Source organism: Streptomyces rectiviolaceus (assembly GCF_039533825.1).
Taxonomy (GTDB): Bacteria; Actinomycetota; Actinomycetes; order Streptomycetales; family Streptomycetaceae; genus Streptomyces; species Streptomyces rectiviolaceus.
Window position 1 is genome coordinate 23505 of record NZ_BAAAUG010000188.1, and the last position, 18961, is coordinate 42465.

An 18961-nucleotide genomic window follows, 5' to 3' on the forward strand; every position below is an offset into this window, starting at 1 on the left:
CATGGCTCCGACCCGCAACGACGACGTGGACTGGGACAGCTGGCCCGTCCAGGACTATCTCGTCGAGAACTACCGCGAGCTGCATCCCTCCGACGCCGCGGTCATCACCCACCACTCCGCCTTCTACCGGCAGTTCGCCCCGCGGAGCGCCGCGCGCTCCCTGGAGTTCGGGGCCGGGCCCAACCTCTACCCGCTGATGCTCGCCGCCGGGGCGAGCCGCCGCATCGACGCCGTCGAGGCGAGCGCGGCGGGCGTCGCCTATCTGACCCGGCAGCTCGAACAGGCCCCCGACGACAGCTGGTTGCCCTTCCACACGCTGTGCCGCCGCCTCAACCCCGATCTGCCGCCGACGCTGCCGGAGGCGCTCGCGGGTGTGCGCGTCGTCCACGGCGACATCCGGGCGCTTGCGCCCGGCACGTACGACATCGCGTCGATGAACTTCGTCGCCGAGGGCGTCACCGAGGACTTCGCGGAGTTCACGGACTTCTGCCATCGCTTCGTGCGTTCCGTCGCGCCGGGCGGCCGTCTCGTCGCGGCGTTCATGGAGAACATGCCGACGTACCGCATCGGACCCGCGTCCCGGTGGCCCGGCTGCCCGGTGAACCCTGCTGTCGTCACGGAGGTGTTCGCCCCGCTCACCGAGCGTCTCGCGGTCACCCGGATCGACGCCGACCCGACGCTGCCGGACTACGGCGACTCCGGAATGGTGCTCCTGACGGCGGCGCGGCGCGGTGCGTGACCGCCGCTCTCAGGCTCCCGCCTCCTGCAGCGCGAACGCCGTCTCCACCAGCGCGATGTGGCTGTACGCCTGGGGTGCGTTGCCCAGTTGGCGGTGGCCGTCCGGGTCCCACTGCTCCGCGAGCAGCCCGACGTCGTTGCGCACGTCCAGGACACGCTCGAAGGTCTCGCTCGCCTGACGGAGGCTGCCGGTCGCCGCCAGCGCGTCGGCGTACCAGAGGGAGCACGCCACGAACGTGCCCTCGGTTCCGCGCATGCCGTCCACATGGTGCGTGCCCCGGCCGTTGTGCGCGTATCTCCGTACGAATCCATGGTGGTCCAGGGCCCGCATCGCCCGGACGGTGTCGCCCACGCGCGGGTCGTCGGCCGGGAGGAAGCCGACCTTGGGGATCAGCAGGGCCGATGCGTCCAGGGCGGGCGATCCGTAGGACTGCACGAACGATCGCCGCCCCTCGTCCCATCCCTCGCGGCACACCTCCCGGTGCACCGCGTCCCGCATGGCGCGCCACTCCCCCGCGGATTCGTTCCTGCCGAGCATCTCGCCCATCCGCAGGGCGCGGTCGGCGGCGACCCACGACATGACCTTGGAGTGGACGAACTGCCGTCTCGCGCCGCGGACTTCCCACAGGCCCTGGTCCGGTTCACGCCAGTGCTCCCGCAGATGGCTCATCAGGGATTCGACCAGGCTCCACAGATGGGGCTGCATCGGAATCCCGGCCCGCAGCGACAAGTAGAGCGTGTCGATGACCTCGCCGTACACGTCGAGCTGGAGCTGATCGACCGCGGCGTTCCCGAACCGCACGGGGCGCGAGCCCTCGTAGCCGGGCAGCCAGGACGCCTCGGCCTCCGGCAGCCGCCGCTGTCCCCCCACCCCGTACACCGCCTGGAGATCGGCGGGGTCGCCCGCCACGGCACGCACCAGCCAGTCGAGCCAGGCCGTCGCCTCGTCGCGATAGCCGCTGCGCAGCAGGGCGGACAGGGTCAGCGTGGAGTCGCGCAGCCAGCAGAAGCGGTAGTCCCAGTTGCGCTCGCCGCCGACGCACTCGGGGAGCGAGGTGGTCGGTGCCGCCACGATGCCGCCCGTGGGCGCGTACGTGAGGGCTTTCAGCGTGATCAGCGAGCGCGTGACGGCCTCCCGCCAGGGGCCCTGGTAGCGGCACTGTGCCGTCCATCGCCGCCAGAAGTCGCCGGTCGCCTTCAGCGCAGTCTCGGCCGGGACGCTCAGGGGAGCGGGCGGGTCGGGCAGGTGCGAGGGCGCCCAGACGAGCTGCAGCGTGAGCCGCTGGCCCGCCGATACGGTGAAGTCCAGGACGGTGGAGTCGCGGATACCGGGGTCATGGGCGGTGGAGTCCGGACCGGCGCGAATCTCCATCGGGCCGTCGGCGCTCAGCCAGAGGGAATCCGGCCCGGCCACGGCAACCGTGCAGTGCTCCTTGGCCCGCACCCACGGCACCACGCGGCCTTGGTTGAAGCGCGGTCGCAGTTCGCTGCGCATGGCCACGGCGCCGGAGAGGCCCTCGACGATGCGCACGACGCAGGGCAGCTGGGCACGGGGCGGCATGAAGTCGGTGACGCGGACGGCACCGGTCGGGCACTCCCAGTGGGAATCCATGATCAGGGTGTCCTGGCGGTAGGCCCGCCGGGCGCACGGTTCCGCGCCGATGGGGGAAACCCGCCAGAATCCGTTGTCCGCCGTGCCGAGCAGCGCGGCGAAGCAGGCCGGTGAGTCGAAGCGCGGCAGGCAGAGCCAATCGATCGACCCGTCCCTGCCGAGCATGGCAGCGGATTCCAGGTCACCTATGAGGGCGTAGTCCTCGATGCGTGTATTCATGATCGAGTTACGCCGTCGTGCACATTGCCGCCCTTCCATTGTACGGCGGGTACGCACGACGGGCCCGGGCCACGGCGGCCTGGGCTCAGGCCCCCGCCCTGGGCACCACAAGACCCGATTCGTACGCCGCGACCACCGCTTGTGTGCGGTCGCGCAGCCCGAGTTTGCCGAGCACCCGGCTCACATGGGTCTTCACCGTCTCCTCGCTGACGTGCAGCCGCCCGGCGATCTCCGGGTTGGACAGGCCCTCCGCGATCAGCCGGAGCACCTCCGTCTCGCGCGGGGTGAGCGCGTCGATGCGGGCCGCGGGTCCCGCGGGCGGTCCGGGCCTGAGGCGGGCGAACTCCGCGATGAGGCGGCGGGTCACGGTGGGGGCGAGCAGCCCCTCGCCCGCGGCCACCACACGCACCGCGTCGAAGAGACGCTCTGCCGTGACGTCCTTGAGCAGGAACCCGGCGGCGCCCGCGCTCAGCGCGTCGTACACATGCTCGTCCAGGTCGAAGGTGGTGAGGATCAGCACGCGCGCACCGGTCCCGGCGAGGCGCCCGGTCGCCTCGATGCCGTCCATCACCGGCATGCGTACGTCCATCAGGACCAGGTCGGGCAGCAGCTCCCGGCAGAGCTCGACCGCCCGTGCGCCGTCGGCCGCCGTGCCGACGACCGTGAAGTCGGGCTGGGTGGCGAGGAGGCCGGCGTATCCCGCGCGGACGACTTCGTGGTCGTCGGCGATGACGAGGCGCAGCGGAGGCGCGCCGACGGTGCTGGGGGTGTCGGCGGCGCTGGGGGTGCTCATGAGGCATGCTCCCTCACCGGCGCCGGGAACGTCGCCTCGATGAGGAAACCGCCGCGCCGCGCCGGGCCCGCGCGCAGTTCGCCGCCGACCATCGCGGCGCGCTCACGCATGCCGACCAGGCCGTGCCCCGCGTCAAGACCCTTCGCGGTGTGCGGACTTGGGCCGTTGTCGCGTACGCGCAGGCGCAACGCATCGCGCGTGTAGCGGAGTTCGACGTCCACCGCGGCTCCCGGGGCGTGACGGCGGGTGTTGGTGAGGGCCTCCTGCACGATGCGGTACGCGGTGAGTTCGAGGCCGGGGTCCAGCGGGCGTACCGGGCCCTCGACGATGAGGCGCACGGCGGCGGCAGACGCGTCGCGTGCCTCGTCGACGAGTTCGCCGAGCTGTTCAAGGCCCGGCTGGGGGCGGCGGTCCGGCGCGCTGCCGCCCGCGTCCTCGCGCAGCACGCCGAGCAGCCTGCGCATCTCGGTGAGGGCCGTGCGGGCGGTGTCGCCGATGGCCAGGAAGCGTTCGGCGCCGACGGCGGGCAGGCCCGGTGTGGTCAGCCGGGCGGTCTCGGCCTGAACCGCGATCATGGAGATGTGATGGGCGACGACGTCGTGCAACTCCCGGGCGATCCTGGCCCGTTCACCCCGTGCGGCGTGCTCCAGGAGGGTGTCGGCGATGGCCTGCTCGGCCGCGCTGTTCACCAGGGCGGTGTCCCGCGCGCTCCGGGCCAGACCCGTACCGGCGGCGACGGCCGCGCCCACCGCGGTGAGAACGGTGAGGAACCGCTCCCCCACCCCGGACCCCGCGGGCGTGGTGACCGCGTACGCGATGAACGGCAGGGCGAGGAGAGCGGTCAGGTACTTCAGGCCCCGGCGCCCGGCCTGATGGAGCGAGACGAGCAGCGCGCACAGACCGGCGCCGGTCAGCACATGGAACGGCGCGAGGGAGAGCATTCCCGCGGCGCCGACGACGACGGCCGCCGCGGCGGAGAGACCGCGGGGGCTTCTTGTGGGGGCGAAGGGCTGCCGCGTCACGGGGTCGCCGCCCGCGAGCACCGCGACCGGCACCGTCGTGCCCAACGCCAGTGACAGGGCGAGCGGCAGCGGAACATCGCCGTCCGCGCGCAGCAGCACCTCGCTCACGGCGCCGAGTGCCAGGAGCGCCGCGGCCACGACCGGGGACTCCGGGCGGTGCGCGAGGCGGCAGCGCACCGCGCCGCGCCCGAGGCCCGCTCCGGAAGATTTCGACCTCACACGTGTCATTGTCACCGGCTCGGACCCCGGAGGAGTCCCTCACGTGAGGGATACGAAGACGGCTCCACGGCGTGACGACCTGCGGTCACGGCTTCTCTAGCCTCGCTTCTCATGGATGGCATCACAGCAACAACCGATGGCGGCGAAGCGACCATCGAAGTGCGCGGCCTGCGCAAGCGGTTCGGGTCGGTCACCGCGGTGGACGGCCTCTCCTTCACCGTCGAGCCGGGCCAGGTCACCGGGTTCGTCGGCCCCAACGGCGCGGGCAAGTCCACCACCATGCGCATCGTCCTCGGCCTGGACTCCGCGGACGAGGGCACCGCCCTCATCGGCGGTCGTCCCTACCGGGCGCTGCGTACGCCCCTGCTCGAAGTGGGGTCGCTGCTCGACGCGGCGGCCGTGCACCCCGGCCGCCGGGGGCGCGATCACCTTCTGTGGATGGCGCATTCGCATCGCCTGCCGGTGCGGCGCGTCGACGAAGTCCTCGATCTCGTCGGGCTCGGACAGGCCGCGCGGCGCAGGGCGGGCGGGTACTCGCTCGGCATGCGGCAGCGGCTCGGCATAGCGGCGGCGCTGCTCGGCGATCCGCCCGTGCTGCTCTTCGACGAACCCGTCAACGGGCTCGACCCGGAAGGCATTCGATGGATCCGCGGCTTCCTGAGGTCCCTGGCGGCCGAGGGCCGCGCCGTGCTCGTCTCCAGTCATCTGATGAGTGAACTGGAGGACACCGCAGACCACTTGGTGGTGGTGGGCCGCGGGCGCGTCATCGCCGACACGAGCGTACGAGAGCTGCTCGCCGCCGCTTCGGGCGACCGCGTCGAGGTGCGGACGGCCGAACGGACGACGGCGATGACCGTCCTCGCGGGCGCGGGGGCGAGTGTCGCGGCCACCGGACGCGACACGCTCACCGTCTCCCGCCTCGATGCGGAACGGGTCGTGGAACTGCTCGGCGGCGCCGGTGTCGCCTTCTCGGGGGTCGCCGCGCACCGGGCCACGCTCGAAGAGGCGTACATGGAACTGACCAGGGACGACGTGGAGTTCGCCGCCGAGCACCCGGTTTCCGGGCACCCGGTTGCCGACCACTCGGTCGAGGAGGGCAAGCGATGACGACCACTACGACGCCACCTCGCCGTCCCGGCACGGTCGTGGTCGGCCGCGACGGCTTCCCGCAGCTCCTGCGCGCCGAGTGGACCAAGCTGCGCACGGTGCGCCGCTGGGGCCTCACCCTGCTGGCCGCGATTCTGGTGACGGTACTGATCTCCCTCTTCTCCGCGTCAAGTTCTCGCGTCGAGATCGCGGGCGGCGGCTCGCCCGCGCCCACCGGGCCCGGCGGCCAGTCCATCCGTGACGACTTCACCTTCGTGCACCGCACGCTCCCCGCCGACGGCAGCATCACGGCGCGGGTGACCGGGCCCACCGGTGTGCGCCCCGACCGGGCGCCCGAGTGGGCCAAGGCCGGAGTGCTCGTCAAGGAGGACACCGAGAGCGGCTCCGACTACGCGGCGCTGATGGTGACCCCGGGGCACGGGGTGCGGTTCCAGAGCGACTTCACGCGCGATGTCGCGGGCGGCGCCGCGTCCGCCGACAAGCCGTACTGGCTGCGGCTGACGCGTACGGGCGCCACCGTCACGGCGTACGCGTCGGACGACGGCCACGGCTGGAAGAAGATCGGCACGTCCGAGCTCGACAAGCCCACGGGCGCGGTCCCGGTCGGCCTCTTCGTGGCGTCACCCGACGTGCAGTCCATGAAGCGCGAGTTCGGCAACGTCTCGCTCAACGACGGTCCGTCGCGCTCGACCGCGCGCTTCGACAAGGTGACGGTCAAGGGCGCGGCGGGCGGAGCCGACTGGCAGCTGACAGACGTCGGGCAGGACGGCGGCAGGCAGGACGGCGGCAGGCAGGACGGACCGAACGGCTCTCAGGGCGAACTGGACCGCTCCGGCGGCACGTTCACGCTCACCGGTTCGGGCGACATCGCCCCAGGCACCCCTATGCAGCCCGACCTCGTCGCGACCGCCCTCAACGGCTCCCAGCTCGGCCTCGTCCTGATCGCCGCGCTCGGCGTCCTGTTCATCACCGCCGAGTACCGGCGCGGCATGATCCGCACCACGTTCGTGGCCAGTCCGCGGCGCGGCCGGGTCCTGGTCGCCAAGGCCGTGGTGGTCGGCGCGGTCGCCTTCGCGGCCGGGCTCGTCGCGGCCATCGCCTCGTTCCTGCTCAGCATGCCCGTGCTGCGGGACAACGGCCATAAGCCGCCGCAGTTCCCCGAGTTCGCGCTGACCGACGGCCCGGTCCTGCGCGCGGTGCTCGGCACCGCGGCCCTCCTCGCCCTGATCGCCGTGCTCGCCCTGGCACTTGGCGCGCTGCTGCGCAGCACCGCCGCCGCGATCACCACCGTGGTCGTGGTGATCGTCCTGCCCCTGATCCTGGTCAGCGTGCTGCCGCTCGGCCTGTCGCAGTGGCTGCAACGGCTCACACCCGTCGCGGGGTTCGCGATCCAGGAGACGACGCCGCGCTACGACCAGGTGGCCGGTCTGTGTCTCCCGGAGGACGGCTGCTACCCGCAGGGCGCGTGGACCGGCTTCGCGACACTGGCCGCGTACGCCGTCGTGGTGCTCGGCATCGCGGTGTGGCGCATCCGGAAGCGGGACGCGTGAAGAGCCGCTTGAGCGACGGCCGCAAGGCCCCGGGCGGGGACGGCCGCAAGGCCCGGGGCGGGGACGGCCGGGTGCTCGGCACAGTGCACGCCGAGTGGACCAAGCTCCGTACGCTGCCCAGCACTTGGTGGCTCCTGTTCGCCGTGGTGGCCCTGACCGTCCTCGCGGGCGCGGCCACCACCGCGTCGCTGACCGCCGGTGACTGCCCTGTCCCTGCCGACTGCCACGAGGACACCGTAAAGCTCAGCCTCACGGGTGTCTGGCTCGGCCAGGGCGCGGTCGTCGTCCTCGCGGTGCTCACCATGAGCGGCGAGTACGGCACGGGCACCATCCGTACGACACTGACGACGGAACCGGGCCGCGTACGGCTGCTCGCCGCCAAGGCACTCGTGCTGTGCACACTGACCGCGGCGGCGAGCACCGTCGGTGTGCTCGGTTCGCTCCTGGCGGGACGGATGCTGCTGTCCGCCGACGGCTTCGCGACCCCGGGCCTCACGGAGGGTCCGACCCTGCGCGCGGCCGTCGGCACGGTCCTCTACCTCACGCTCGCCGCCCTGATCGGCCTTGGCGCGGCCACCGCGCTGCGCGACACGGCGACCGCCGTCACCGCCGTCCTCGGCCTCTTCTACGCCTTCCCGCTGCTCGCGGGGCTGCTCGCCGACCCCGACTGGCAGGAGTACGCCCGGGGGGCGGCCCCCGCGACGGCGGGGCTCGCGATCCAGGCGACCGTCGATCTGGACCAGCTGCCGATCGGGCCGTGGGCGGGGATCGGGGTGCTCGCCGCTTACGCGGGCGCGGCGCTCCTCGCGGGGGGATCGGTGCTTCGGATGCGGGACGCCTGAGGCCGCGCATGGGCGCTGGTACCCCATGGACAGCGCCCGAGCTGCTGTGATCTCATCCGTCCGGGCGGATCGATCGACCTTCGGCGTGGATCGATGGACCTTCCACGCTGATCGGCGGGCGATCCCCGCGTGCAGCATGTGACCGGCCACCGTCCTGGCCCGCGTGCCCGTGGGCCGGTCATCGCACGTCTCCGCTCAGGCCCGAAAGACCCCCACACATGCAGAAGACCAAGTCCGCGCTCTGGGAATTCCTCCAGGGCCTCGGCAAGACGTTCATGCTCCCGGTGGCCCTGCTCGCGTTCTGCGGCATCATGCTGGGCGTCGGCTCGTCGCTCTCCAGCGAGGCCGTCACCGACAACCTGACCTTCCTCCAGGGCGAGGGCTTCCACCTCGTCTTCACGTGGATGGCGAGCACCGGCCTCGTCGCCTTCAAGTTCCTGCCCGTGATGTTCGCGATAGCCATCCCGCTGGGCCTCGCCCGCGAGGACAAGGGCGTCGCGGCGTTCTCCGGTTTCGTCGGGTTCGCCGCGATGAACCTGGCGGTGAACTTCTACCTCACCGCCAAGGGCGTCGACTTCGATGACAACGATGCCATCGCCCACTACGGCATCGCCGACGTCATCGGCATCCAGTCCATCGATACGGGACTGCTCGGCGCCGTCGCCGTTGGCATCGTTGTCAGCGTGCTCCACCGGCGCTTTCGTGCCCAGCGGATGCCGGACGCGCTGGCCTTCTTCGGCGGCCTGCGATTCGTGCCGATCATCTCCACCCTCACCCTCAGCCTGCTCGGTCTGCTGATCCCTCTGGTGTGGCCGACGTTCAACGGCTGGATCACGGACCTCGGGCGCGCGATCGGTCACGCGGGCGTCTTCGGCCCGTTCTTCTTCGGCATGGGAGAGGTGCTGCTTCGCCCGATCGGCCTGCACCACATCCTCGTCGCGATGTTCCGCTTCACCGACGTCGGCGGCTCCGGCGCGGTGTGCGGCGACAACGTCTCCGGCGCGCTGAACCTCTTCTACGCCCAGCTCAACTGCTCGCACGCGCCCACCGATTCGGTCACGAGCGCCACCCACTTCCTCTCTCAGGGCAAGATGGCGGTGTACCTCGGCGGCCTGCCGGGCGCGGCCCTCGCGATGTACCACTGCGCGAACAAGAAGATGCGCCCCGAGATCAAGGCGCTCCTGATCTCCGGAGTAGTCGCGTGCGTCGTCGGCGGCATCACCGAACCGCTCGAGTTCCTGTTCCTGTTCATCGCGCCGTGGCTGTACTTGATCCACGCCGTCCTGGTCGGCCTCGGATTCCTGACGGCAGCCGTCCTCGGGGTGTTCATCGGCAACACCGACGGCAACGTCATCGACTGGCTCGTCTTCGGCGTCCTGCAGGGAACGACCACGAAGTGGTACCTGATACCCGTCATCGCCGCGGTGTGGTTCGCTGCCTACTACTTCCTCTTCCGCTGGGCCATCGTCCGCTTCGACCTCAAGACGCCGGGCCGCGACGAGCCGGCGACGGAGGAGGACACCTCGGACACGGAGGGGGCCGGGGAGGCTCCGCGTGAGCTGATCGCGGGGAAGTACGACGCGGTGGCGATCCTGGAGGCGATCGGCGGCGCCGACAACATCCAGTCCCTCGACAACTGCATCACGCGCCTGCGCATGACGGTCGCGGACGCGGAACAAGTCGACGAGGCACGCCTCAAGAAGCTCGGCGCGGTCGGCGTCATCAAACTCGACGCGCACAACGTGCAGGTCATCATCGGCCCGCAGGTGCAGTCGGTGAAGGACGCTATCGCGTCGCTGGTCCGGGTGGGTTGAGCCGTGCACCACCCGTCCCCCTCCTACGACTTCGCCTACGCCAACACCTTCGACACCCCCGTCGACCGGCACGGCACCTGGTGCACGCAGTGGGACTACGTGGAGGACCGCTTCGGCGTCCCGGACCTGCTGCCCTTCACCATCTCGGACATGGACTTCGAGACGGCGCCCGAGATCCTGTCCGCGCTGCGCGGCCGCCTGGACCACGGCGTGCTCGGCTACTCCCGCTGGCGCCAGGCCGACTTCCTCTCCGCGATCGTCGACTGGTACGGCACACGCCACGCGACGGAGGTCGCCCCCGAGTCGATCGTCTACGGCCCGTCCGTGATCTACCAGATCTCCCTGCTCCTGCGGCTGTGGTCGGCCCCCGGTGACGGCGTGGTCGTCCACACGCCGACGTACGACGCCTTCCCCAAGACCATCGCCGCGAACGAACGACGCCTGCTCGGCTGCCCGCTGGGCGACTGGGCCGAACTGGAGCGGCTGCTCGCGCTGCCGGACACGGCCGTGCTGCTGCTCTGCTCGCCCCACAACCCCACCGGCCACGTATGGACGGAGGCCGAGCTGGACCGCGTCGCGGTGCTGTGCGCGCGGTACGGCGTGGCGGTGATCAGCGACGAGATCCACTCGGACCTCGCGCATCCGCCGTACGTCCACCGCCCATGGGCCCTGCACGCCGGCCCCGACGCCCGCTGGGCAGTGGTGACTTCAGCGTCGAAGTCCTTCAACATCCCGGCGCTGACAGGCAGTTACGGCATCATCGGCGACCCCGCAACGCGCGACGCGTACCTGCGCCACCTCAAGGAGGCCGACGGCCTCTCGTCCCCGGCGGTGCTTTCGCTGGTCGGGCACATCGCGGCGTACCGAGAGGGAGCCCCCTGGCTGGATGCCCTTGGCACGTACGTCCGCGGCAATCTCCACCTCGTCGCCGACCGCCTGAACACGGCGTTTCCGACCCTGGACTGGACTCCGCCCGAGGCCGGATACCTCGCCTGGATCGACGTACGCCCCCTGGAGGTGGACGACGAGGCGCTGCAGCGCGAGCTCATCGAGACACAGAAGGTGGCCGTCATGCCCGGCACGGCGTACGGCTCCCCCGGCCATCTGCGCCTGAACGTGGGCTGCCCGCGGGCCAAGGCCGAGCGGGGGGTCACGGCGCTGGTCGATGCGGTACGGGCGCTCCACCGGAGGGACGGCTCTGGCTGAGGCGTGCTGCCCGCGCCAGTATCCGCAGGTCACACCGCACTCCTCAGGGCTTCCCGGACTGTTCCATTGGTACAGTCACGAGGTTCATCCCTCGTACCCGGGAGACCCCGCCCCATGGCCGTCGACGAACTCGACACCCGCATTCTGCGTCTCCTCCTGGAGCAGCCGCGCACCAGCGTCCGTGAGTACGCGCGCGTGCTCGGTGTCGCCCGTGGCACCCTGCAGGCCCGGCTCGACCGGCTCGAGCGGGACGGTGTGATCACCGGGACGGGGCCGTCCCTCTCGCCTGCCGCGCTCGGGCACCCGGTGCTCGCCTTCGTGCACATCGAGGTCACTCAGGGACATCTGGACGAGGTGGGCGACGCGCTCGCCGCCGTACCGGAGATCATCGAGGCCTTCTCGATCACCGGTGGCGGCGATCTCCTGACCCGCGTGGTCGCCCGGGACAACGGCCACCTGGAGGACGTGGTCCAGCAGTTGATCCAGATGCCGGGCGTGGTCCGTACCCGTACGGAGATGGCCTTGCGTGAGCGCGTCCCGCACCGGCTGCTGCCGCTCGTCGAGTCGATCGGCCGGGCCTCCGCCGCGCAGCGGTGATCCCGGCGGCCGTGCGGCGATGATCTGCGGGTTTGGCATGCTGGAGGGCATGAGCATCTTCGGCAGGACCTCGGTCATCTTCGATCTCGACGGCACACTCGTGGACAGCGAGCCGAACTATTACGCGGCACAGCGCGAGATGCTCGCCGAGCACGGCGTCGACTACACCTGGGCCGAGAATGAGCAGTACGTGGGCATCAGCACCCAGGAGACCCTCGCCATCTGGAAGGACCGGTACGGCATCGGCGAACCCGTGGACGAACTGCTCGCCGACCTCGACCGCCGCTATCTCGCCCTCGCCCGCGCCGAAACACACGTCTTCCCGGAGATGCGGAAGTTCGTGGAGCAGTTGCACGGAGCAGGGGTGCCGATGGCCGTGGCCTCCGGGTCCTCGCGCGCGGCCATCGAGGCGATCCTCTCGGGCACCGGCCTCGACGCGCACCTGACCACGGTCGTCTCGGCCGACGAGGTCGCGCACGGCAAGCCCGCGCCCGACGTCTTCCTGGCCGCCGCCGCGCTCATCGGCGCGGACCCGGCCGACTGTGTGGTCATGGAGGACGCCGCCCCGGGCGCGACGGCGGCGCACGCGGCGGGCATGCGCTGCATCGCGATCCCGTATGTCGCCGCCCACGCGGACGCACCCGCCTTCGCGTCCGCCGGGCTGCTGCTGCGGGGCGGTCAGGCCGAGTTCACGGCGCAGGCGGCGTGGGACCACCTGGCCGCGCTGACGCGCCCGTAGCCATGGCCCGCTCCGCCAGTTCCGTCTTCTTGATCTTGCCGGTGGCGGTGAGGGGCAGCTCGTCGAGGATCTCTACGGCGGGCACCTTGTACGTCGCCATGGCACCGGCCGCCCAGGCGCGCAGCTCCCGCGCCGTGACCGCGCTGCCCGCCACCGTGCGTACGTACGCGTGAGGCCGCTGGCCCAACTCCGCGTCCGCGACGGCGACGACGGCCGCCGCGATGACGTCGGGGTGCCGGGCGAGCAGGGTCTCGACCTCGGCGGGGAAGACGCTCATGCCCTTGACCTTGATCATGTCCTTGTCGCGGCCCAGGTAGTGCAGGCAGCCGTCCTCGTCGATGCGCCCGATGTCGCCGGTGTGCAGCCTGCCGTCGCGCAGGGCGGCCGCCGTCGCCTCGGGGGCCCGCCAGTAGCGGGTGAGCACCGAGGGGCCGCTGACGGTGATCTCGCCGGGCTCCCCGATGGGCAGCGGTTCGCCGGTCGTGAAGTCGACGATCAGGAAGTCGGTGCCGGGGACGGGCAGGCCGCAGAACGTCGCGTCGCCCGACAGGTCGTGGTCGCCGTCCTGGAAGCCGAGCGTGTTGGTGTCGCTGGTGTGGGTCTCGGTCATCCCGTACGACGCCTCGCGCAGCACGCTGTCCGGGCCGACGGCCGCGCGCCAGCGGGCGCGTAGTTCCGGGGTCAGCCTGCGGACGAAGGACACGGTGAGCGGGGCCGTCAGCGAACTCAGGTCGTGGCGTGCGAAGTCGGGGTGGGTGAGGAGTTCGAGGTAATTCTCGACCGTTCCGGCCATGGTGGTGACCTTGTGGCGTGCGATCGCCGTGAGCACGGCGTCCGGGTCCCAGCGGGGCAGCAGCACGCTGGTGCCGCCGGAGACGAGCGGGGCGAGGATCCCGAGGTTCTCCCCCGCGATCCAGAAGACCGGCAGGAAGCAGAGCGAGACGATGCCTTCGTCCGGTGGCCGGGGTCCGCGGCCGTTGTCGATGGCGGTGGCCGTGTAGACCATGTGGCGCTGGGTGTGCTCGCAGCCCTTGGGCATTCCGGTGGTGCCGCCGGTGTAGTTGAGGGCGGCGAGCGCGTCCAGGTCGTCGGCCGTTCGCCCGAGCGGAGCATGGCCCACGGCGGCGTCCCAGGCCGCGCTGTCGTCTGCCACGAGGACGTCCCGCACGGCCGTCCCCTCGCGCGCCTCGTCGAGTACGCCGGCCAGTGAGGAGTGCGTGATGACGATCCCGGGCCCCGCGTCCCGCAGTTCATGGCTCAGCTCCGCCGCGCGGAACATCGGATTGACCGGCACGTGCACCGCGCCGGTCCGCAGCACGGCGAGCATCGCGATCACGAACTGCGGGCAGTTGGGCAGCTGCACGCCCACCCGGTCACCGGGCCGCACACCCCGCGCGTCGAGCCAGCCCGCCAACCGGTCGGTGCGCTCGTCGAGTTGGCGGTACGAGATGACCTCATCGCCGAAGACCAGCGCGGGCCTGTCCGGCGCGGTCCGCGCCCAGTGCTCCACGTACCCCGGCACGGTGCGCATCCCCGCGCGGTGCTCCGTGGTGTCCGGCTGGCGTCCGCGCCGCGCCCTTGCCTGGCGGGCACGCAGGTCGCGCAGCTGGTCATCGGCGCGCGGCAGCCGGTCTCCGGGGCGCTGGGCCTGGTCATCGGTACGCATGGGGGCGGCTCCTCAGCGTTGGGGATCGACTCCGAGCAGGTGCAGGAACATGGCGGTCACATCGCGCACGGCCGCGTCGTACGTCTGAGGGGCGGACGCCGTGAGGCGGGCGAACTGGATGCTCATGCCGCCGACCGCGCGGGCCACGGCGAGCGGATCGGCGACGGGCCGGGCCTTGCCCTCGGCCGCGAGCCGCCGGATGTAGCGGGCGGACCGGTGGATCGGGCGCTCCTGGGTCTCCTCCCACAGGGCGCGCACGTCCTCGTCGGTCTGTGCTTGCTGCTCCAACAGCCTGAGCAGCGGCAGGTGTTGGGCGTACGCGGCGATGAAGGCGGCGGTGGACGCCCCCGCGACCTCGCGGGCGTCGTCCCGGTCGACGCCCGGCACGTCCTGCGCGGCGAGGAACGCGTCCCGTACGCGCACCGCGAGGACGCGGAAGATCTCCTCCTTGGACGCGAAGTACACATAGAAGCCCGCCCGCGAGACCTCCGCCTCCGCCGTGATGTCGGCGATGGTCGTCGCGCCGTAGCCGCGCCGCGCGAACACGGCCTCGGCGGCGTCCAGGAGCCGTCCGCGGGCCGGGGCGTCGCTGCGGTCGCGGGCGGTGCGGGTCGCCCAGGGCTGTTGGTTTCGTACCACGCGGCGAGCTTATTGACGTTGACGCCAATGTCAATGAGCATGACGGCGCCAGACACTTCAGGAGGGCTTCATGGGTTCTGCCGCCGTGCTCGTCGCCAACCGCGGGGAGATCGCCGTCCGCGTCCTGCGGGCCGCCGCCGACGCCGGACTGCGCACCGTCGCCGTGTACGCGCAGGACGACGCCGACGCACGGCACGTCCAACTCGCCGATGAGACACAGCCGTTGGGCGGCACGGGACCGACCGCCTATCTGGACGCGGACGCGGTGCTCGCCGCGGCCCGGCGCTCCGGTTGCGCACTGGTGCACCCCGGCTACGGATTCCTCAGCGAGGACGCGGACTTCGCGGCCCGGTGCGCGCGGGCCGGGCTGCGGTTCGTGGGGCCGTCCCCCGAAGTGCTCGGCCTGTTCGGCGACAAGGCACGCGCGCGTGCGCACGCCCTGCGCCTGGGCGTGCCCGTCCTCGCGGGCTCGGAGGGGCCCACGAGCCTGGCCGAGGCCGCCGAGTTCCTAGCCGGGCTCGGCCCTTCGGGAGCGGTGATGGTGAAGGCCATCGGTGGCGGCGGCGGGCGCGGCATGCGGGCCGTGCGGCACCCGGAAGAACTGGCGGACGCCTGGGAGCGCTGCCGATCGGAAGCCTTGCAGGGCTTCGGACGCGCGGAGTTGTACGTGGAGGAGCTGCTGACCGGCGCCCGCCACATCGAGGTCCAGATCCTGGGCGACACGACCGGCGAGGTCACCCACCTCTGGGAGCGCGACTGCAGCGCCCAGCGCCGCCACCAGAAGCTCGTCGAGATCGCTCCGGCGCCCGGGCTCTCCCCGGCCGTCCGGGAGAAGCTCTTGTCCGCGTCCCTCCTGATGGCCCGCGAGTGCGGCTACACCGGTCTCGGCACCTTCGAATTCCTGCTCCTCGGCGAGGAGTTCCATTTCATCGAGGCCAACCCGCGCCTCCAGGTCGAGCACACGGTCACCGAGGAGGTGACGGGCGTCGACCTGGTGGTGGCGCAACTACGCCTGGCCACAGGCGATTCCCTCGCGGCACTCGGCCTCGCGGGCCCTCCGCCGGAGCCGCGCGGGTACGCCCTCCAGGCGCGCGTCAACGCCGAGTCCCCGACGGCCGACGGCGCCGCGCTCCCCTCCACGGGCACGCTCACCCGCTTCGACGTGCCGACGGGCCCGGGGGTGCGGGTGGACACCGCGGCGCGGGGCGGCTCGGAGATCGGGGCGCGTTACGACTCGCTGCTCGCGAAGGTCATCACGCACGCGCCGCACGGGGACTTCGCGGCGGTCTGCGAACGCGCATCGCGCGCCCTGGCGGACTTCGCCGTCGAGGGCGTACGCACCGGCATTCCGCTGCTCCGCGCGCTGCTCACCCACCCGGGTTTCACCGCGGGCGGCGCGCACACGGGCTTCGTGGCCGAGCACATCGCGGAGCTTCTTCCCGACGAGCCGCCGCAGGTGCTCTCCGGCGACGCGACCGTCACCGCCCCCATGACGGGGACGGTCGTCACCGTCGACGTGGCGGTGGGCGAACAGGTGGCGGCGGGACAGCAGTTGCTCGTGCTCGAAGCGATGAAGATGGAGCACGTGCTGCGCGCCGACGCCTCGGGCACCGTGACCGCCCTCCACGCGCGCGTGGGCGACACGGCCGCGGAGGGCCACACCTTGGTGACGGTGGAAGCGTCGTCGGCGGGCGAGGCGGCCGCGGCGCTCGCGGAGGAGACCGCCGACCCCGACGCCATCCGCCCCGACCTGGCCGAGACCCTGGCCCGGCACGCGTTCGGCCTGGACGCGCACCGCCCGGAAGCCGTCGCCAAACGCCACCGCATCGGCCGCCGCACGGCACGCGAGAACATCCAGGACCTGTGCGATGACGGCACGTTCACGGAGTACGGCGCGCTCGCGATCGCCGCCCAGCGCCGCCGCCGTTCCCTCGACGACCTGATCGCCTCGACGCCCGCCGACGGCATGGTCGCCGGCACGGGGCGGATCGACGGCGTGCGGTGCGTGGCGATGTCGTACGACTACACCGTGCTCGCCGGCACCCAGGGCCTGCAGAACCACCGCAAGACGGACCGCATGCTCCAGCTGGCCGAGGAACGGGCGCTGCCCGTGGTGCTCTTCGCGGAGGGCGGAGGCGGGCGCCCCGGGGACACCGACACGACGTCCGTCGCCGGGCTCGACGTGACGACGTTCCATCAGATGGGGCGGCTGAGCGGCCAGGTCCCGCTGGTGGGCGTCGCGTCGGGGCGGTGCTTCGCGGGCAACGCCGCCCTGCTCGGCTGCTGCGACGTGGTGATCGCGACGCCGGATGCGAGCATCGGGATGGGCGGCCCCGCGATGATCGAGGGCGGCGGCCTCGGCGTGTACCGCCCGGAGGAGGTCGGCCCCCTGTCGGTCCAGGTGCCGAACGGCGTCGTGGACATCGCGGTGGCCGACGAGGCCGATGCGGTGCGGGTCGCACGGAAGTACCTCGCCTACTTCTCACCCGAAGCCTCCTCGTACGGCCAAGGGGCGGGCGGCAGTTGGGAGGCGCCGGACCCGCGGCTGCTGCGGCACGCGGTCCCGGAGAACCGGCGCCGCGCCTACGACGTGCGGGCCGCGATCGACGGCATCGCGGACACGGACTCGGTCCTGGAACTGCGGGGCGGCTTCGGCGTCGGCATCATCACGGCTCTCGTACGCGTCGAGGGCAGGCCGATGGGGCTGCTCGCCAACAACCCCGGGCACCTGGGCGGGGCGATTGACCGCGACGCCGCGGACAAGGCGGAGCGCTTCCTGCGGCTGTGCGACGCGTTCGGGCTTCCTGTCGTCTCGCTCTGCGACACACCGGGTTTCATGGTCGGCCCGGACGCCGAACGGACCGCGACCGTACGGCACTTCTCCCGGCTCTTCGTGACCGGCGCCCAGCTCCGCGTCCCGCTGGTGAGCCTGGTGCTGCGCAAGGCGTACGGGCTCGGCGCGATGGCCATGATGGGAGGCTCCACCCGGGCGCCCGTGGCCACGGCGGCGTGGCCCAGCGGTGAGTTCGGGGGGATGGGGCTCGAGGGCGCCGTCCGTCTGGGCTACCGCAAGGAGCTGGCCGCGATCGCCGATCCCGAGGAGCGGCAGCGGGTGTTCGACGCCCATGTCGCCGAGTTGTACGAACACGGCAAGGCGGTGAACGCCGCGGCCGCGCTGGAGATCGACGCGGTCATCGACCCTGCGGAGTCGAGGAGTTGGATCCTGGCGGCGCTGGAGGGCGCGGGACCCCCACGAGTCAGTACATGATCCCCACGAGACCGTCCCCCTGCTCGGCGCAGACCAGTCCGCCCGCGCAGCAAGCGCCCCAACTGCCGGATCCGGGCCCGAGGAGGGTCACCCGCTCCCAGCGCTCCACCGTCGGCGTGGCCCGTGAGAGGCGCAGGCCGAGTTCGTCCACCGCCATCTCGGCGAGGGGCGGGCCGGCGGGCGACGCGGTGACACCGGGCAGCACGGCCACGATCTCCGCGGCGGGATAACCGAACAGGTCGATGTCGTCCCAGGCCACCGGAGTGACCTCCGGGCCCTCCGCCTGCGTCCGGGCCTGGTTCCCCGCCTGGATCTCCACGCGGGCCAGCCGGTCCGTCACCCCGGGGCCGCCCCCGCCGAATCCCAGGACGACGCCGTCGAGCTCGGCGTCGAAGTTCCAGTCCGGCTCGAAGAGGAGGCCGCCGAGCCAGGCGTCGTGCGCGTGCCGCAGCTCCGCGTACTGGTCCAGGGTCAGCCCCATGCACTGCCGGTGGTGCGTGACTCTGTCGGGCGGCAGCAGTTCCAGGACCTCGCCGGGAGTCATCCCGAATTTCAACAGTCCCGCGCCGCCCGGCAGTTCCACGCCGACTTCTCGCAACAACTCCAACATTGCACCATTGTTCACCTGTTGGCCCAGGTGGCAAGGCTGTTGACGAGATCACACAGAAACCGTTTTTGCGCGGTCAGCGGCCAGCGGTCAGGACTGGGGACGGCTGCCGTGGTTGGCCGGGTGCTTGCGGTGTGCCTTCTTCTTACGGCGTCGCTTCGATGACATGCGATTCCCCTCTCGCCGGGTTCGCCATGAGTGGCATTTATGACGTTTTCCACCGTTCCACACAGAGACCCACCCGGCGACCGGACCTCGGACTCATGCGCATACAGACGCAAGCACAAGGACACAAACAAACTGTTCACAACAATCCGTTGACA

15 protein-coding genes are annotated in these 18961 nt (G+C 71.7%); 9 read left to right on the forward strand and 6 right to left on the reverse strand.

Annotation, left to right across the window (positions count from 1 at the left end; genetic code table 11):
• Nucleotide 1 precedes the first annotated feature (1 nt).
• A complete protein-coding gene (locus tag ABD378_RS39040; RefSeq protein ID WP_344529277.1) occupies nt 2-739 on the forward strand; it encodes a class I SAM-dependent methyltransferase in 738 nt (245 codons plus the stop codon).
• Between the two features lie 9 nt (nt 740-748).
• On the opposite strand, the gene ABD378_RS39045 is transcribed toward ABD378_RS39040, so the two are convergent.
• The 3 genes from ABD378_RS39045 to ABD378_RS39055 form a co-directional block, all read right to left on the reverse strand.
• Nucleotides 749-2569, reverse strand: coding sequence for a glycoside hydrolase family 15 protein (locus ABD378_RS39045; RefSeq protein WP_344529279.1), 1821 nt, complete (start codon nt 2567-2569; stop codon nt 749-751).
• 85 nt (nt 2570-2654) lie between these two features.
• Nucleotides 2655-3362: a response regulator gene (locus ABD378_RS39050; protein WP_344529281.1), complete on the reverse strand. Its 708-nt coding sequence runs from the start codon at nt 3360-3362 to the stop codon at nt 2655-2657.
• Entirely contained in the window at nt 3359-4603 is a 1245-nt protein-coding gene (locus ABD378_RS39055; protein ID WP_344529283.1) for a sensor histidine kinase, read from the reverse strand. Before ABD378_RS39055 ends, ABD378_RS39050 begins: the two co-directional genes overlap by 4 nt.
• Nucleotides 4604-4714: 111 nt before the next feature.
• Between ABD378_RS39055 and ABD378_RS39060 the strand changes: the two genes are divergently transcribed.
• The 7 genes from ABD378_RS39060 (at nt 4715) to ABD378_RS39090 (ending at nt 12458) form a co-directional block, all read left to right on the forward strand.
• Entirely contained in the window at nt 4715-5710 is a 996-nt protein-coding gene (locus ABD378_RS39060; protein WP_344529285.1) for an ABC transporter ATP-binding protein, read from the forward strand.
• A complete protein-coding gene (locus ABD378_RS39065) occupies nt 5707-7260 on the forward strand; it encodes a DUF1349 domain-containing protein (protein ID WP_344529287.1) in 1554 nt (517 codons plus the stop codon). The genes ABD378_RS39060 and ABD378_RS39065 overlap by 4 nt, the downstream gene beginning before the upstream one ends.
• A complete protein-coding gene (locus tag ABD378_RS39070) occupies nt 7257-8102 on the forward strand; it encodes an ABC transporter permease (protein WP_344529289.1) in 846 nt (281 codons plus the stop codon). Before ABD378_RS39065 ends, ABD378_RS39070 begins: the two co-directional genes overlap by 4 nt.
• 218 nt (nt 8103-8320) lie before the next feature.
• Nucleotides 8321-9916 (forward strand): maltose/glucose-specific PTS transporter subunit IIBC, encoded by a 1596-nt coding sequence (gene malX, locus ABD378_RS39075; protein ID WP_344529291.1) that lies wholly within the window; start codon nt 8321-8323, stop codon nt 9914-9916.
• A gap of 3 nt (nt 9917-9919) precedes the next feature.
• Nucleotides 9920-11122 carry a MalY/PatB family protein gene (locus ABD378_RS39080; protein WP_344529293.1) on the forward strand — a complete coding sequence of 401 codons (1203 nt, stop codon included), beginning with the start codon at nt 9920-9922 and terminating at the stop codon, nt 11120-11122.
• A 114-nt stretch (nt 11123-11236) separates the two neighbouring features.
• Complete coding sequence (locus ABD378_RS39085; protein WP_344529295.1) at nt 11237-11719, forward strand: Lrp/AsnC family transcriptional regulator; 483 nt, start codon at nt 11237-11239, stop codon at nt 11717-11719.
• Nucleotides 11720-11768: 49 nt separating this feature from the next.
• Nucleotides 11769-12458 carry an HAD family hydrolase gene (locus ABD378_RS39090; RefSeq protein ID WP_344529297.1) on the forward strand — a complete coding sequence of 230 codons (690 nt, stop codon included), beginning with the start codon at nt 11769-11771 and terminating at the stop codon, nt 12456-12458.
• Here the strand turns inward: ABD378_RS39090 and ABD378_RS39095 are convergent.
• On the reverse strand, nt 12409-14124 hold the full coding sequence (locus ABD378_RS39095; protein ID WP_344529299.1) for an AMP-binding protein: 1716 nt from the start codon (nt 14122-14124) through the stop codon (nt 12409-12411). The genes ABD378_RS39090 and ABD378_RS39095 overlap by 50 nt on opposite strands.
• Nucleotides 14125-14136: 12 nt before the next feature.
• The gene (locus tag ABD378_RS39100; protein ID WP_344529301.1) at nt 14137-14763 is read right to left on the reverse strand and encodes a TetR/AcrR family transcriptional regulator; all 627 of its coding nucleotides are present in this window, start codon (nt 14761-14763) and stop codon (nt 14137-14139) included.
• A gap of 70 nt (nt 14764-14833) precedes the next feature.
• Here ABD378_RS39100 and ABD378_RS39105 point away from each other — a divergent pair, with 70 nt between their 5' ends.
• Nucleotides 14834-18031, forward strand: a complete 3198-nt coding sequence (locus ABD378_RS39105) for a carboxyl transferase domain-containing protein (protein WP_344529303.1) — start codon at nt 14834-14836, stop codon at nt 18029-18031.
• Here ABD378_RS39105 and ABD378_RS39110 read toward each other — a convergent pair.
• Nucleotides 18021-18641, reverse strand: coding sequence for a hypothetical protein (locus ABD378_RS39110; RefSeq protein WP_344529305.1), 621 nt, complete (start codon nt 18639-18641; stop codon nt 18021-18023). The genes ABD378_RS39105 and ABD378_RS39110 overlap by 11 nt on opposite strands.
• Nucleotides 18642-18961: the final 320 nt, after the last annotated feature.